Source organism: bacterium (assembly GCA_023228325.1).
In the GTDB taxonomy this organism is placed as follows: domain Bacteria; phylum Auribacterota; class UBA6266; order UBA6266; family UBA6266; genus UBA6266.
Genome location: JALOBK010000001.1, coordinates 1,024,731 through 1,037,959 on the forward strand (window position 1 = coordinate 1,024,731; position 13,229 = coordinate 1,037,959).

At 44.5% G+C, this 13,229-nt stretch carries 26 protein-coding genes and 1 pseudogene; all 27 read left to right on the forward strand.

The features are described 5' to 3' along the window. The first annotated feature begins 9 nt into the window (after positions 1-9). The 27 genes and pseudogenes from rpsJ (at position 10) to rpsK (ending at position 13,211) form a co-directional block, all read left to right on the forward strand. On the forward strand, positions 10-318 hold the full coding sequence (gene rpsJ / locus M0R36_04870; protein MCK9555128.1) for a 30S ribosomal protein S10: 309 nt from the start codon (positions 10-12) through the stop codon (positions 316-318). Between the two features lie 42 nt (positions 319-360). Then, the gene (gene rplC, locus M0R36_04875) at positions 361-1,011 is read left to right on the forward strand and encodes a 50S ribosomal protein L3 (GenBank protein ID MCK9555129.1); all 651 of its coding nucleotides are present in this window, start codon (positions 361-363) and stop codon (positions 1,009-1,011) included. 30 nt (positions 1,012-1,041) lie between these two features. Beyond that, positions 1,042-1,665 (forward strand): 50S ribosomal protein L4, encoded by a 624-nt coding sequence (gene rplD, locus M0R36_04880; protein ID MCK9555130.1) that lies wholly within the window; start codon positions 1,042-1,044, stop codon positions 1,663-1,665. Between the two features lie 17 nt (positions 1,666-1,682). Next, entirely contained in the window at positions 1,683-1,961 is a 279-nt protein-coding gene (gene rplW, locus M0R36_04885; protein MCK9555131.1) for a 50S ribosomal protein L23, read from the forward strand. A 22-nt stretch (positions 1,962-1,983) separates the two neighbouring features. Beyond that, a complete protein-coding gene (gene rplB / locus M0R36_04890) occupies positions 1,984-2,814 on the forward strand; it encodes a 50S ribosomal protein L2 (protein MCK9555132.1) in 831 nt (276 codons plus the stop codon). A gap of 17 nt (positions 2,815-2,831) precedes the next feature. Next, positions 2,832-3,080: pseudogene (gene rpsS / locus M0R36_04895) on the forward strand (30S ribosomal protein S19). Positions 3,081-3,260: 180 nt separating this feature from the next. Beyond that, positions 3,261-3,665 carry a 50S ribosomal protein L22 gene (rplV, locus tag M0R36_04900; protein ID MCK9555133.1) on the forward strand — a complete coding sequence of 135 codons (405 nt, stop codon included), beginning with the start codon at positions 3,261-3,263 and terminating at the stop codon, positions 3,663-3,665. 15 nt (positions 3,666-3,680) lie between these two features. Further along, entirely contained in the window at positions 3,681-4,349 is a 669-nt protein-coding gene (gene rpsC / locus M0R36_04905) for a 30S ribosomal protein S3 (GenBank protein MCK9555134.1), read from the forward strand. Further along, entirely contained in the window at positions 4,333-4,749 is a 417-nt protein-coding gene (rplP, locus tag M0R36_04910) for a 50S ribosomal protein L16 (protein ID MCK9555135.1), read from the forward strand. Before rpsC ends, rplP begins: the two co-directional genes overlap by 17 nt. A 20-nt stretch (positions 4,750-4,769) precedes the next feature. Next, positions 4,770-4,973 (forward strand): 50S ribosomal protein L29, encoded by a 204-nt coding sequence (gene rpmC / locus M0R36_04915; GenBank protein ID MCK9555136.1) that lies wholly within the window; start codon positions 4,770-4,772, stop codon positions 4,971-4,973. A 3-nt stretch (positions 4,974-4,976) separates the two neighbouring features. Then, positions 4,977-5,255, forward strand: a complete 279-nt coding sequence (gene rpsQ, locus M0R36_04920; GenBank protein MCK9555137.1) for a 30S ribosomal protein S17 — start codon at positions 4,977-4,979, stop codon at positions 5,253-5,255. Between the two features lie 63 nt (positions 5,256-5,318). Then, on the forward strand, positions 5,319-5,687 hold the full coding sequence (gene rplN / locus M0R36_04925) for a 50S ribosomal protein L14 (GenBank protein MCK9555138.1): 369 nt from the start codon (positions 5,319-5,321) through the stop codon (positions 5,685-5,687). Positions 5,688-5,710: 23 nt separating this feature from the next. Then, positions 5,711-6,037 (forward strand): 50S ribosomal protein L24, encoded by a 327-nt coding sequence (gene rplX, locus M0R36_04930; GenBank protein ID MCK9555139.1) that lies wholly within the window; start codon positions 5,711-5,713, stop codon positions 6,035-6,037. A gap of 12 nt (positions 6,038-6,049) precedes the next feature. Then, positions 6,050-6,595 (forward strand): 50S ribosomal protein L5, encoded by a 546-nt coding sequence (gene rplE, locus M0R36_04935; protein ID MCK9555140.1) that lies wholly within the window; start codon positions 6,050-6,052, stop codon positions 6,593-6,595. Positions 6,596-6,611: 16 nt separating this feature from the next. After that, positions 6,612-6,797, forward strand: coding sequence for a type Z 30S ribosomal protein S14 (locus tag M0R36_04940; protein MCK9555141.1), 186 nt, complete (start codon positions 6,612-6,614; stop codon positions 6,795-6,797). Between the two features lie 38 nt (positions 6,798-6,835). Then, entirely contained in the window at positions 6,836-7,234 is a 399-nt protein-coding gene (rpsH, locus tag M0R36_04945; protein ID MCK9555142.1) for a 30S ribosomal protein S8, read from the forward strand. Positions 7,235-7,269: 35 nt separating this feature from the next. Further along, complete coding sequence (gene rplF, locus M0R36_04950; protein ID MCK9555143.1) at positions 7,270-7,803, forward strand: 50S ribosomal protein L6; 534 nt, start codon at positions 7,270-7,272, stop codon at positions 7,801-7,803. Between the two features lie 29 nt (positions 7,804-7,832). Further along, complete coding sequence (rplR, locus tag M0R36_04955; GenBank protein ID MCK9555144.1) at positions 7,833-8,183, forward strand: 50S ribosomal protein L18; 351 nt, start codon at positions 7,833-7,835, stop codon at positions 8,181-8,183. A gap of 13 nt (positions 8,184-8,196) precedes the next feature. Beyond that, positions 8,197-8,709, forward strand: coding sequence for a 30S ribosomal protein S5 (rpsE, locus tag M0R36_04960; GenBank protein MCK9555145.1), 513 nt, complete (start codon positions 8,197-8,199; stop codon positions 8,707-8,709). Continuing rightward, on the forward strand, positions 8,709-9,158 hold the full coding sequence (rplO, locus tag M0R36_04965; GenBank protein MCK9555146.1) for a 50S ribosomal protein L15: 450 nt from the start codon (positions 8,709-8,711) through the stop codon (positions 9,156-9,158). The genes rpsE and rplO overlap by 1 nt, the downstream gene beginning before the upstream one ends. A gap of 28 nt (positions 9,159-9,186) precedes the next feature. Further along, complete coding sequence (gene secY / locus M0R36_04970; protein MCK9555147.1) at positions 9,187-10,506, forward strand: preprotein translocase subunit SecY; 1,320 nt, start codon at positions 9,187-9,189, stop codon at positions 10,504-10,506. A gap of 2 nt (positions 10,507-10,508) precedes the next feature. After that, positions 10,509-11,156, forward strand: a complete 648-nt coding sequence (locus M0R36_04975) for an adenylate kinase (GenBank protein MCK9555148.1) — start codon at positions 10,509-10,511, stop codon at positions 11,154-11,156. Between the two features lie 12 nt (positions 11,157-11,168). Further along, positions 11,169-11,915 (forward strand): type I methionyl aminopeptidase, encoded by a 747-nt coding sequence (gene map / locus M0R36_04980; protein MCK9555149.1) that lies wholly within the window; start codon positions 11,169-11,171, stop codon positions 11,913-11,915. 12 nt (positions 11,916-11,927) lie between these two features. Continuing rightward, positions 11,928-12,146: a translation initiation factor IF-1 gene (infA, locus tag M0R36_04985; protein ID MCK9555150.1), complete on the forward strand. Its 219-nt coding sequence runs from the start codon at positions 11,928-11,930 to the stop codon at positions 12,144-12,146. 61 nt (positions 12,147-12,207) lie between these two features. After that, a complete protein-coding gene (rpmJ, locus tag M0R36_04990) occupies positions 12,208-12,321 on the forward strand; it encodes a 50S ribosomal protein L36 (protein ID MCK9555151.1) in 114 nt (37 codons plus the stop codon). A gap of 71 nt (positions 12,322-12,392) precedes the next feature. Further along, entirely contained in the window at positions 12,393-12,776 is a 384-nt protein-coding gene (rpsM, locus tag M0R36_04995; GenBank protein ID MCK9555152.1) for a 30S ribosomal protein S13, read from the forward strand. Positions 12,777-12,812: 36 nt separating this feature from the next. Further along, positions 12,813-13,211 carry a 30S ribosomal protein S11 gene (gene rpsK / locus M0R36_05000; protein MCK9555153.1) on the forward strand — a complete coding sequence of 133 codons (399 nt, stop codon included), beginning with the start codon at positions 12,813-12,815 and terminating at the stop codon, positions 13,209-13,211. Positions 13,212-13,229: the final 18 nt, after the last annotated feature.

The following is a 13,229-nucleotide window of genomic DNA, read 5'->3' on the forward strand; positions in this document are numbered from 1 at the left end:
AAACTTAACGTGGAAGGACAAAGAATCAGAATTAAGTTAAAGGCATACGATCATAAGGTCCTTGATCAATCTGCTCAGGAAATAGTTGAAGTGGCGAAAAGGACGGGAGCTTCTGTTTCGGGCCCTATTCCTTTGCCCACCAGGATTGAAAAATATACAGTGCTTCGTTCTCCGCATATTGACAAAAAATCGCGGGAACAGTTTGAGACAAGGACGCACCAGAGGCTTCTTGATATCGTTAACCCGAGCGCCAAGACGGTGGATGAGCTTAAAAAGCTTAATCTTCCCGCCGGCGTGGATATTAATATCAAAAGCTGAGAAAGCGCCGGAATAAATAAGTAAAAAGTTGGAGATATTACAATGGGTATTTCATTGTTTGGCAAGAAAATCGGAATGACACAGGTTTTTTCACCCAAGGGCGATATTCTGCCCGTTACGGTTCTGGAGGTGGGGCCTTGTGTGGTTGTGCAGGTTAAAACGTCTGATAAAGATAAGTATTCGGCCATCCAGATTGGATTTGGCGGCGTGAAAGAAAAACATGTGACCAAACCGCTGCGCGGGCATTTCAAGAAATCCAGCCTGGAGTTCAGGAAATTTTTGGGCGAATGCAGGCTTCAGGACGGGGAAGAAAAGAGTTTTAAAGTCGGGCAGGAAATAAAAGTGGATATATTCAAGAAAGGCGATCACGTTGACCTTACCGGCACTTCCATCGGAAAAGGTTTTGCCGGGGTAATGAAAAGGCATCATTTTCACGGGCACAAAGGTTCTCATGGAACGCATGAAAGCAAGAGAGGCCCGGGTTCCATAGGCGCACACGCGACACCTTCAAGAGTTTACAAGGGTAGAAAACTTGCCGGGCAGATGGGTAACACCAGAGTTACCATGTTAAACCTGGAAGTTGTTGATATCAGGCCCGAACAGAATATTATGCTTGTGAAAGGCGCGGTCCCGGGATGGGATAACGGCCTTGTCAGGATTAGAAAATCGGTGAAGATTAAGAAAAAGCAGTAAGCAATTAATTTTACAGGCGAGGTTTTTTAAATGGGAAAAATAGATGTTTTGAGTGTTAAAGGTAAAAAAGTGGGTGATTTCAGCATTCCTGAAAAAATCGAGGGCTTCAAATATGCGGGCCAGCTCGTTCACGATGCGGTGGTAAAACAGCTTGCCGGGAGAAGAAGCGGCAATGCGTGCACCAAAACCCGCGCGGAAGTAAACCGTTCAGGCATCAAGTTATACAAGCAGAAAGGGACGGGAAGAGCGAGAGCCGGAACCGCGGGCTCTCCTACAAGAGTGGGAGGCGGAGTCGCGTTTGGGCCCAGGCCGAGAGATTATTTTTTGAGGCTTAATAAAAAAGAACAGCAGAAAGCCCTGAAATCGGCTATTGCGGAAAGATTTAAAACAGGCGGGGTTATAATAGTCGACAAAATCAGCATCCCTGCTCCTAAAACCAAAGAAATAAAGGTTTTTCTGGATAATATCAATGCGGGGGAGAATGCCCTGATAGTTTTGAAAGAGCTGAACAATGAGTTCAAAATGGCTGTGAGAAATATGCCGAAAGTGACAGCGGTTGTCGCGAACAGTCTTAATACATATGATGTTCTATATTATAAGAAACTTATTATCGATAAAGATGCTGTTAAAGAAATAGAAGAAAAGTTTAATTGATTTAAAAGAGGGTTGAAATGAGAGATTTATATAAAATCATAAAGAGTCCTGTAATCACAGAAAAAGGTTCCGCCCAGGCAGAAAAGGGAAAATATTATTTTAGAGTCGATAAAACTGCAAATAAACTTGAAATCAGGCAGGCAGTTGAGAAAATGTTTAAAGTTAAAGTTACAGATGTAAACAAAATGAAAGTGCACGGCAAGAAAAAAAGGGTCAGGTATAAACAAGGTCTTACATCCGATTGGGTAAAAGCGATTGTTACTCTTAAGGAAGGCGACAAAATCGAATTTGTATAAAGATTGATGAGGTGATAAAGAAATGGCTATAAAGAAATTTAAACCGATTACGCCCGGAACAAGATTCATGACGGTTTCCTCTTCTGAGGATATAACGAGGAATAAACCGGAAAGAAATCTTCTTTCGGCAATAAAGAAAACCGGCGGCAGAAACAACGCGGGCTCTATTTCAGTGCGGCATCACGGCGGCGGACACAAAAGGATGTACCGTTTCATAGACTTTAAAAGAGATAAGGACGGGGTTCCAGCCAGGGTCGCTTCCATTGAATATGACCCGAACAGATCCACGAGGATCGCGTTGGTCGTTTATAAGGACGGGGAAAAAAGGTATATTGTCGCCCCGAACGGCTTAAAAGTTAATGATGAGGTGATGTCCGGCTCCAATGCTGAAATTCAAATCGGCAATTGCCTGCCGTTAAAAGATATCCCGCTGGGAATGAATATTCATAATATCGAACTTAAAGAGCATTGCGGGGGCAAACTGGTCAGGAGCGCCGGCGGAAGCGCCGAACTGATGGCGAAGGAAAGCGGATTCGCGCATATAAAGCTTCCTTCGGGCGAAGTCAGGCTGATACCTCTCGGTTGCAGGGCGACTATCGGCCAGCTCTCGAATCTTGAGCATTCGAATTTAACGGTTGGAAAAGCCGGGCGTTCCAGATGGCTTGGGATTCGTCCTACCGTAAGAGGCGTTGCTATGAACCCTGTCGACCATCCGCACGGCGGAGGAGAAGGTAAAGCGCCGCAGGGCAATCCTCATCCGGTAAGCCCGTGGGGAATGCCGACAAAAGGATATAAAACACGTTCTAAAAGAAAAGATTCCTGGTATATTATAAAACCCAGGAAAAAGAAGTAAAAATGGAGATTGGATAAATGGCTAGATCACTTAAAAAAGGACCTTATATCGAGCAGAAATTAATGGATAAGGTTGTAAAGGCTAAGAGAACAGGAGACAGGAAGCCGATAAAAACCTGGTCAAGAAGATCGGTAATCGCGCCTGATTTTGTAGGAATTACATTTTCCGTGCACAACGGCAAAAAATTCCTGCCGGTTTTTATTACGGAGAACATGGTCGGGCATAAACTCGGGGAGTTTGCTCCGACGAGAACGTTTAAAAAGCACGGCGGTGAAAAAGGTACTGCTGAACTGAAAGAAGGAATGGCGCCTGTTGCGGCGGCCGGAGCGGCTCCCGCGGCGGGAGGAGCGACTCCGCAAGCGCCTGCGGCTAAAGAGGCAGCGCCTGCTGCAGATGCCGGACAAAAATCAAAGAAATAGCCGGGGAAGAAAAGGGAGTTTTTATAAATGGAAGCTAAAGCTATAACAAAATACGTCAGGGTTTCTGTCAGGAAGGCAAAGCCTTTACTCGACATCATCAGAGGGAAGAAAGTCGAAGAAGCCGTTGCAAGCCTTTCTTTTTCGGCGAAAAAAGCCGCCAAAGAAATAGAAAAAACGCTTAAATCGGCAATTGCCAATCTTAAATCAAAGGAAGATAAATCCGCCGGCGCGGAAATTCATGTTAAAGAGGCATATGCGACCGAAGGCCCGATATTAAGAAGATTTATCCCGAGAGCTCACGGCCGGGCTACCAGAATTCGCAAACGTACCAGCCATATATATATTACAGTTGCTTCTAAAGGAGAGTCAGCTTCTTCTGGGGATGTGACAAAAAAGAAAGCAAAAAAAATATCGTCGAAACGAAAGAAGTAATTCCGGGAGGTAAATGTGGGACAAAAAGTAAACCCTATAGGTTTCAGGGTAATGGTTACAAAAGACTGGCGATCCAAATGGTATGCCGATAAGAAAAAATTTAAAGAATACCTTAAGGAAGATCTGGGAATAAGGAGCTATATTAAAGGGAAACTTTCTTTTGCCGGAATTCCCCGTATTGATATAGAAAGAAGCGGAAATGTTGTTACGGTTACACTGCACGCGGCCCGCCCCGGACTTGTCATCGGGAGAAAAGGCGCGGAGATTGATAAACTGAAAGAACAGCTTATCGCCATTACAAAAAAGGAAGTCAAGGTGGAGATAAAAGAGGTGAAAACCCCCGCAATTAATTCGCAGCTTGTTGCGGAAAACATAGCCGGGCAGATTGAAAAGAGAATATCTCATAAAAGGGCTATGAAGAAAGCCGTGAGCCTTGCCATGGACAACAGCGCGGAAGGGATAAAGATACTCTGTTCCGGAAGACTTGGCGGGAATGAAATCGCGCGTTCCGAGGGTTATAAGGAAGGGAAGATTCCTCTTCATACGCTAAGGTCTGACATTGATTATGGATTTGCGGAAGCAAATACGACATACGGCACCATCGGCGTGAAAGTCTGGATATGCAAGGGAGAGAAAGAAATTTCCGCAAAGAACAAGGAGGCAAAAAATGCCGTTAATGCCTAAAAGGGTCAAACACAGGAAAATGCAAAAAGGCAAGATGAAAGGCCTCTCCAAAGGCGGGAATGAAATAAATTTCGGAGAATACGGAGTTCAGGCGCTTGAAAGGGCATGGATTTCAAATATTCATATAGAGGCTTCGAGGGTTGCTCTCACAAGGTTTGTAAAAAGAAAAGGAAAAGTGTGGATACGCATATTTCCCGACAAACCGATAACCAAGAAACCCGCGGAAGTGAGAATGGGCAAGGGAAAAGGCGCAGTTGAAGGCTGGGTATGCCGAGTTTGTCCCGGCAGAATTCTTTTTGAAATAGATGGCGTTCCTGAAGCGACGGCGCAGGAAGCTATGAGATTGGCTGCCAGCAAACTGCCTATAAAGACAAGATTTATTTCAAGAAGAGAAATATAATAATTTTAACGGGGTAGATAATGAAAGCAAAGGAAATAAGAGAGTTAACGGAAGAAGAGATTGAGAAAAAACTGTCCGAATCGAAGCAGGAACTTTTTAATTTAGGGGTTCAGGCGAAGCTCGGCCAGATTGAGAAACCGGACAGGATTAAGCACCTGAGAAAAGATATAGCACGTATGCTTACCATAAAAGAAGAGATTACCGGAAAAAGTAAGGGGAATTAATTAATGAAAAAAAGCGTAGAAAGACCGCGTCGGAAAACAAGGATTGGCGAGGTAATCAGCGATAAAATGGCAAAAACGGTTGTTGTAAAAGTTACAAGAGTCCTTCGTCATCCTGAGTATGAAAAGGTTATCAGGAAACATAAGAAATATTATGCCCACGATGAAAAGCAGGTGGCGAAAATCGGCGATACCGTAAAGATAATCGAGACTTCGCCCGTCAGCAAGCTGAAAAGATGGCGCGTTTCCGAAGTTTTAAAAAAAGCAGTTATTGAAGGGCAGTAATCCGGCCCGGTGCATATATAAGTATTAATGATTGTTTGATAATAAATTTGTGGAGTAAAAACTATGATTCAGATGAATTCAATATTAGATGTTGCGGATAATACAGGAGCAAAAAGGATCGGTTGCATTAAAGTTTTGGGCGGCTCCAAGCGCAGATACGCAAACATAGGGGATGTGATAGTAGCTTCCGTCAAGGAAGCCATTCCCGGCGCCGCCGTGAAAAAAGGAGAGATTATAAAAGCTGTTATTGTAAGGACGAGAAAAGGGGTTAAGCGCAATGACGGTTCGGTCCTCAGATTTGATTCAAATGCCGCGGTGATTATTGATGATCAGAAAAACCCGAGAGGGACAAGGATTTTCGGCCCTATCGCCAGGGAATTAAGAGAGAGAAATTATATGAAAATCGTTTCGTTAGCGCCTGAGGTGCTATAAAAATGGATATCAGGAGCAATCAAATGGCTGGATTACATGTTAAGAAAAATGATGTTGTGCAGATTATGTCGGGCGCGAACAGCGGCAAGACAGGGAAAGTATTGAGAATTTTGTGCGGAAGAGGACGGATAATTGTTGAAGGCTTGAATTTCAGGAAAAAACACACCAAGCCCTCGAGAGACAACCAGCAGGGCGGAATAGTGCAGAAGGAAGGGTCTATAAGCGCTTCCAATGTGCTGTTGTATTGCCCGTCCTGTAAGAAGGGCGTCAAAACTAAAAATGAAATAAGGAAAGACGGCACAAAAACACGGGTCTGTAAAAAATGCGGAGAAGTTTTCGATAAAGCATAACGGAGATTAAGTATGGCAAGGTTAAAAGAAAAGTATAAGAAAGAAATAGCACCTTATTTGAAAGAAAAGTTTGGGTATAAAAATATCCTCCAGGCGCCCAAAATAGAAAAGATTGTAATCAATATGGGAATCGGAGAAGGGACAAAGGATAAGAAAGTGGTCCAGGACGCCGCCGCTGAACTGGCGCTTATCGCCGGGCAGAAACCCCTGCTTACAAAATCCAAAAAGAGCATAGCGGGCTTTAAGCTCAGGAAAGATATACCCATAGGATGCAAGGTTACGCTCAGGGGAAACATGATGTATGAATTTATGGACAGACTTATAAGCATCGCTTTGCCGAGGGTGAGAGACTTCAGGGGGGTGCCTCTGGAATCGTTTGACGGCAAAGGCAATTATACATTCGGGATTCAGGAACAGTTGATATTCCCCGAGGTCAATCCCGATAAAGTTACAAGGGTGCAGGGAATGGATATAACTTTCGTAACTACGGCAAAAAAAGATGAAGAGGCTAAAGAATTGCTTTTGGCGTTTGGAATGCCCTTCAGCAAAGGCAAGTAACCGAAGGAGAATTTCTGTGGCAAAGAAGTGTAAAATCGAAAGCGCAAAAAGAAAACCGAAATTCAAGGTCAGGCAACATTTTCGCTGCAGCCGCTGCGGGAGGCCGCGCGGTTACATGCGCAAATTTGGGATATGCAGAATCTGTTTCAGAGAACTTGCTGGGCAGGGTATTATACCCGGTGTTACAAAATCCAGCTGGTAACGCATTAATATTTTTGAGCAAGAATAAGGAGAGAATGTATGGCTTTTAGCGATCCTATTGCCGATATGCTGACCCGCATCAGAAATGCGAGTAAAGCGCGGAAAGAAAGTGTAGATATGCCTGCTTCAAAACTTAAAGCAGAAGTAGCAAGGGTGATGAAAGAACAGGGGTTTGTAAAAACGTTTAAGGTTCTTGACGATAAAAAACAGGGAGTCATCCGTGTTTTCCTTAAATATACATCCGATAACAAGCCGGTTATCGTGGGACTTAAACGGATAAGCAAGCCGGGTTTGAGGAAATACAGCAGTATAGCGAAAATCCCGAAAGTTTATCAGGGCATCGGAATCGCGGTGCTTTCGACTTCGAAAGGGATCATGACGGACGGGGAAGCGAGAAAAGCAAACATCGGGGGAGAAGTCCTCTGTTATATTTGGTAAAAGCTTAATACTGGTTAATAAAGAAGGAGAAACAGATGTCGAGGGTAGGCAAAAAGCCGATAGAAATTCCGGGCGGTGTCAGCGTTGAAGTCAAAGGAAGACAGGTAATAGTTAAGGGAGCAAAAGCTTCTTTGACGCATAATATGCCCGCAGATATTGAAGCAAAGGTCGAAGATAAAAAGGTGCTGGTTACGAGAAAATCGGATTCAAGACAGCACAGGGCTCTGCACGGACTTAGCCGGGCTGTCATAGCAAATATGATCCAGGGCGTGGTGCAGGGTTATAAAAAAGTTCTGGAAATAAGCGGAGTCGGCTACAGGGCAGCCCTCCAGGGCGGGAATTTAAATCTTCAGCTTGGTTTTTCGCATCCGATTAATTATAAAGCTCCCGACGGAGTGGAAGTGAAGGTGGAAAAAAATCTTATTACTGTTTCCGGGCCGGATAAACATATGGTCGGCCATGTTGCGGCGACTATAAGGGATTTTTCACCTGCGGAGCCTTACCAGGGCAAAGGCATCAAATACCAGGATGAGCACGTAAGAAGGAAAGCCGGCAAAACGGTAAAATAATATCTATCAGTATAAAAAGGAAATAGAGAATGAAAGAAAAAACGGCTCAAAAAGAAAGAAGACATAAAAGAATAAGGAAAAAACTGATTGGCGTTCCGGATTGCCCGAGGCTTTGCATATTCAGAAGCTCTAAGAATATATCGGCCCAGCTCATAGATGATACGGCAGGCGTGTCGATAGCCGGAGCAACGACCGCATCCAAAAATTTTGGAGGCAAAGGCGGCAGCGTAGAGGCTGCCAAAAAACTGGGGAAATTACTTGCCGGTATGGCAAAAGAGAAGAAAATTGAAAAAGTTGTTTTCGACAGGGCCGGATACAAATATCATGGCCGCGTCAAAGCTTTTAGTGAAGGTGCCCGCGAAGGCGGACTGAAGTTTTAATCGGAGGAAACAAATGGCTGAAAAGAATAAAGCAGGTTCTGGGAGAAGATTTGGAGAGGGAAATGAAAGTCCCTTCCACGAAAAAGTCGTTTATATAAACAGGACGGCAAAAGTTGTAAAAGGGGGACGCCGTTTCGGTTTCAGCGCGTTAGTTGTCGTGGGAGATGGGAACGGGCAGGTAGGCTGTGGATTGGGGAAAGCCAATGAAGTCGCGGAAGCCATAAAAAAAGGAATTGAAAAAGCGAAGAAAAGCATGAACCCCGTTTCTTTTTATAAGGATACCATACCCCACGAGATTATAGGCGTATTCAAAGGCGGTAAAGTGTTATTAAAACCCGCGGCCCCCGGAACAGGAGTTATTGCCGGTAACGCCGTGAGGGCTGTTATTGAATCTGCGGGCATTAAGGATGTATTAACGAAATCATTAGGTTCAAGCAATGCGATTAACGTTGTAAAAGCAACCCTTAAAGCGCTTTCTGCCTTGAGGGATATGAATGAAGTGAAAAGACAAAGAGGAGTTGAATGATGGGGCTTCAAAATCTTAAAAATAATCCCGGCGCCAGGAAAAAACCCGCAAGAAGGGGAAGAGGCAGCGGTTCCGGAACGGGCGGAACGGCAGGCAGGGGCCATAAAGGACAAAGGGCGAGGACAAGCGGGAATGTGCGCCCGGGTTTCGAAGGCGGGCAGATGCCGCTTACAAGAAGGATTCCCAAAAGGGGCTTCAATAATAAAAATTTCAAAATATTCTTTGAAGTTGTTAACCTGAGGCAGTTGGATGTATTTAGTGACGGAGCTTCGGTTTCTCCCGCTGAATTGCTTGAAAAAGGATTGATTAAAAAGAGTAATTCAAGAGTTAAGATTCTGGGGGATGGAGAAATAAAAAAATCGCTTAACATAAAAGCCCATGCTTTCAGCGGTTCCGCCGGGAAAAAAATCGAAGAATCAAAAGGGAAAATAGAAATAATTAAAAAATAATTCAGAATATGTAAGCCAGAGGTAGCCGATGTTAGATGCGTTTAAAAATATTTTTAAAATACCCGAGCTGAGAAAAAGGATATTGTTTACGCTTGGGCTCCTTGCAATATGCAGGGTGGGGACTTATGTTCCCGTTCCGGGAATAAACGGGAAGCTGCTTGCAGATTGGTTTGCAAAACAGCAGGGAACCATTTTCGGGCTCATGGATCTGTTCAGCGGAGGTTCTCTTTCACAATGCACAGTCTTTGCACTGGGAATAATGCCCTATATCAGCGCCTCAATCATTCTGCAGCTTCTTATTGCGGCTGTGCCTTATCTTGAAAAGCTTGCAAAAGAGGGCGAGCTCGGCAGAAAAAAACTTACACAGTATACGAGGTACGGGACAGTTGTGCTCGGGATGTTCCAGGGATTTATGATAAGCGGTATGCTTATTGCGCTGAATAACCAGCAGATACCCGGTATAGTAACGAATGCGGGACTTGGGTTCCGGCTTGTAACAATGATAACGCTGACCGCAGGAACGGCTTTCCTGATGTGGATAGGGGAACAAATAACGGAGCGCGGCATAGGAAACGGCATATCTCTTATCATTACTATAGGCATTCTTTCAAGACTGCCGTCGGCTCTTTTCCTGGCTAAAGACCAGCTTATCAGCGGGCAGTTATCCGTTATTTCCATGCTTGTTCTTGTTGTCCTGATGGTGGGAGTCGTTGCCGGCGTTGTCGCTGTTTCTCAGGGGCAGAGAAAGATACCCGTACAATATGCGAAAAGGATTGTGGGAAGGAAAGTATATGGCGGGCAGGCAAGTTTTCTTCCTTTGAGAGTGGGCCAGGCGGGAGTTATACCGATAATTTTCGCGTCGAGTATTTTAATGTTTCCCCAGACGTTAGGGCAAATGACAAACATTAAATTTTTTACATGGATAAGCGCCTGGCTTTCATATGGCAGCACTTTCTATACATTTTTATATGCGCTGCTTATCATTGCGTTTAGCTTTTTCTGGACAGCGATGCAGTTTAATCCTATCCAGATATCGGATGATCTTAAAAAGTACGGAGGTTTTGTCCCGGGCATAAGGCCCGGAAAACCGACTTCCGAATATCTGGAAAATGTAATGGTTAAAGTTACTTTTGTGGGAGCTTTAGCAATAACGCTGATTGCCATAATGCCCCAGATAATCGGTAAAATATTTAATGTGGATTTCAGGATATCGCAGTTTTTCGGCGGAACGGGGCTTTTGATTATTGTGGGCGTAATGCTTGATACTATGAGACAGGTGGAATCGCATCTGATTATGAGGCATTATGAAGGTTTTGTGAAAAAAGGAAGATTGAAAGGCAGAATTTAGCTGTGAATATAATTTTATTAGGGGCGCCCGGCGCGGGGAAAGGGACTCATTCGGAAATGCTTACCGTGGATTTCGGGATTAAGCATATTTCCACCGGCGATTTGCTGAGAGAAGAATTAAAAAAGGCTTCTCCCGCGGGGCTTGAAGCCAAAAGCTATATGGATAAAGGAAGCCTGGTGCCTGACGCGGTTGTGATGAAGCTGCTGGTCGGGGCCGTAGAGGGGATTAAAAATGAGCGGGGTTTTCTGCTTGACGGTTTTCCCAGAAATGAATCCCAGGCCGGGATGCTCGACAAAGAGCTTGTTTCCAGAAATATGAGTATCGACAAAGTCATTTACCTTAATGTTTCGAAAGATGTGGTCATCAAAAGGCTTACGGGCAGAAGAATCTGCAAAAGCTGCGGGGCTGTTTATCATGTAGTTAATATGCATCCCAAAAAGGAAGGCATTTGCGATAAATGCGGCGGAATTCTATACCAGAGGTCCGATGATACGGAACAAACGGTCCTGCGCAGGCTTGAAGTGTACAGGAAAGAGACGGAAGGTCTTATCAATTATTATAAAGCCAGGAAAATTCTGGCGGAAGTTAACGCGGACTTGTCACGGGATGATACATATGCCCTGATCCTGCAGAGATTAGGGAAAAAATAACGCGAGTTTTTAATGATAGTTATAAAAACCCCCGAACAAGTTGAAAAGATAAAGTACGGCGGAAAAATATTAGCCGAGCTCTTTGAAATTCTTAGGCAGAGGATAAAACCGGGGATAACGACAGGCGAACTGGATGTGATATCGGAAGAATTCCTTTTGAAACGCGGCGTCAGGCCGGCTTTCAAGGGTTATAAAGGATTTCCGGCGACATTGTGCGTTTCTGTCAATGAAGAAGTTGTGCACGGGATACCTTCTTCGAAGAAAATTCTTAATGAAGGGGATATTGTCAGTGTTGATGTCGGGGCTATCTACGAAAGTTTTTATTCCGACGCCGCCCGCACGTACCCGGTCGGACACATCAGCGGGGAATTAGAGAAGCTTGTCAGGGTTACAAAAGAATCTCTGGATATTGCAATAAGCAGAGCTGTTGTGCAAAATAAGCTTTTTGATATTTCCAGTTCTGTCGAGCAATATGTTAAAAAATACGGCTATACGGTTGTGAGGGATTTTGTAGGCCACGGTATAGGGCAGAAAATGCATGAAGACCCTCAAATCCCCAATTTCGGGATACCTGATACAGGTCCCGGGCTTGAAAAGGGAATGGTATTTGCGATTGAGCCGATGGTCAATATGGGTTCTTTTGAAGTTGAAGTGCTTAAAGATAACTGGACGGTAGTAACGATTGACAGAAAACCCTCTGCTCATTTTGAGGATACAATTGTTATTACGGAAGGGAAACCCGAAATTCTTACAAGGTGAGAAGGTGCTGTTGTGACAAAAGAGGAATCGATTAAAGTTGACGGTGTTGTATCGGAAGTTTTGCCCAATACGATGTTCAGGGTAAAGCTTGCAAACGGGCATGCAATACTGGCCCATATTTCCGGTAAGATGAGGATGCATTTTATAAGGATACTTCCCGGGGACAGGGTTCAGGTTGAGATGTCCCCGTACGACCTTACTAAGGGAAGGATTACCTTCCGGCAGAAGTAAGATAACAGCGCTGTCTGAAGAATAACATTTTAATAAGCATAAAAAGACAGAGGATTGAGATATGAAAGTTAGATCGGCAGTTAAAAGACGTTGTGAAAAATGTAAAATTGTGCGCCGTAAAGGGGTTGTTCATGTAATATGCACAAACCCAAAACACAGGCAAAGACAGGGGTAGCGTGTCCTGTCTCATATACTTGGTTTCCAAGCGCTGAGACAGAAGTTAAAATTTTTTAGAAGGAGGAAGATGTGCCAAGAATTGCAGGAGTTGATGTTCCCAAAGAAAAAAGAATAGTAATCGCCCTTACTTATATCTACGGTGTAGGGAAGGCAACGGCATCAAAGATATTGAGAGATGCCAGAATAGATGAAAGCAAAAGAGCAAAAGACCTTTCCGACGAGGAAGTAAGCAGGATAGCGGGTATTATCCAGGCGAGCGTCAGGGTTGAAGGTGATTTGCGGAGAGAAGTTGCCGCCAACATAAAAAGACTCATGGCCGTAGGGGCTTACAGGGGCTTGCGGCACAGGAAAGGACTTCCTGTGAGAGGGCAGAGAACAAGAACAAATGCCAGGACCAGAAAAGGCCCGAGAAAAACCATTGCGGGAAAGAAGAAAACCGCGGCTCTTAAATAATATTTGAAACTCTAAGGAGAAACAATTATGGCGAAGATGTCAGGCAAAGGAAGTTCTAAAAAAGCGGCACCAAAAAAAGCGACCAGAAGCGTGCCTGCCGGAATTGCGCATATTCAGGCGACTTTTAATAATACAATAGTCTCCATCACCGATATGGGCGGGAAAGTGCTTTCCTGGGCAAGCGCGGGAAAAGTGGGTTTTGCGGGGTCAAGAAAAAGCACTGCTTTTGCGGCACAGGTTGTCGCCGAGCAGGCGGGGCAGAGAGCCCGGGATTTCGGTGTGAGAGAATTAGAGGTAAGGGTTAAGGGACCCGGAGCAGGCAGGGAATCTGCAATCAGGGCTCTTCAGGCAATCGGGTTCGAAATTACGCTTATAAGGGATTTAACCCCCATACCTCATAACGGATGCAGGCCGCCCAAGAGAAGAAGGGTTTAAAGGGATATATGTTAGAAG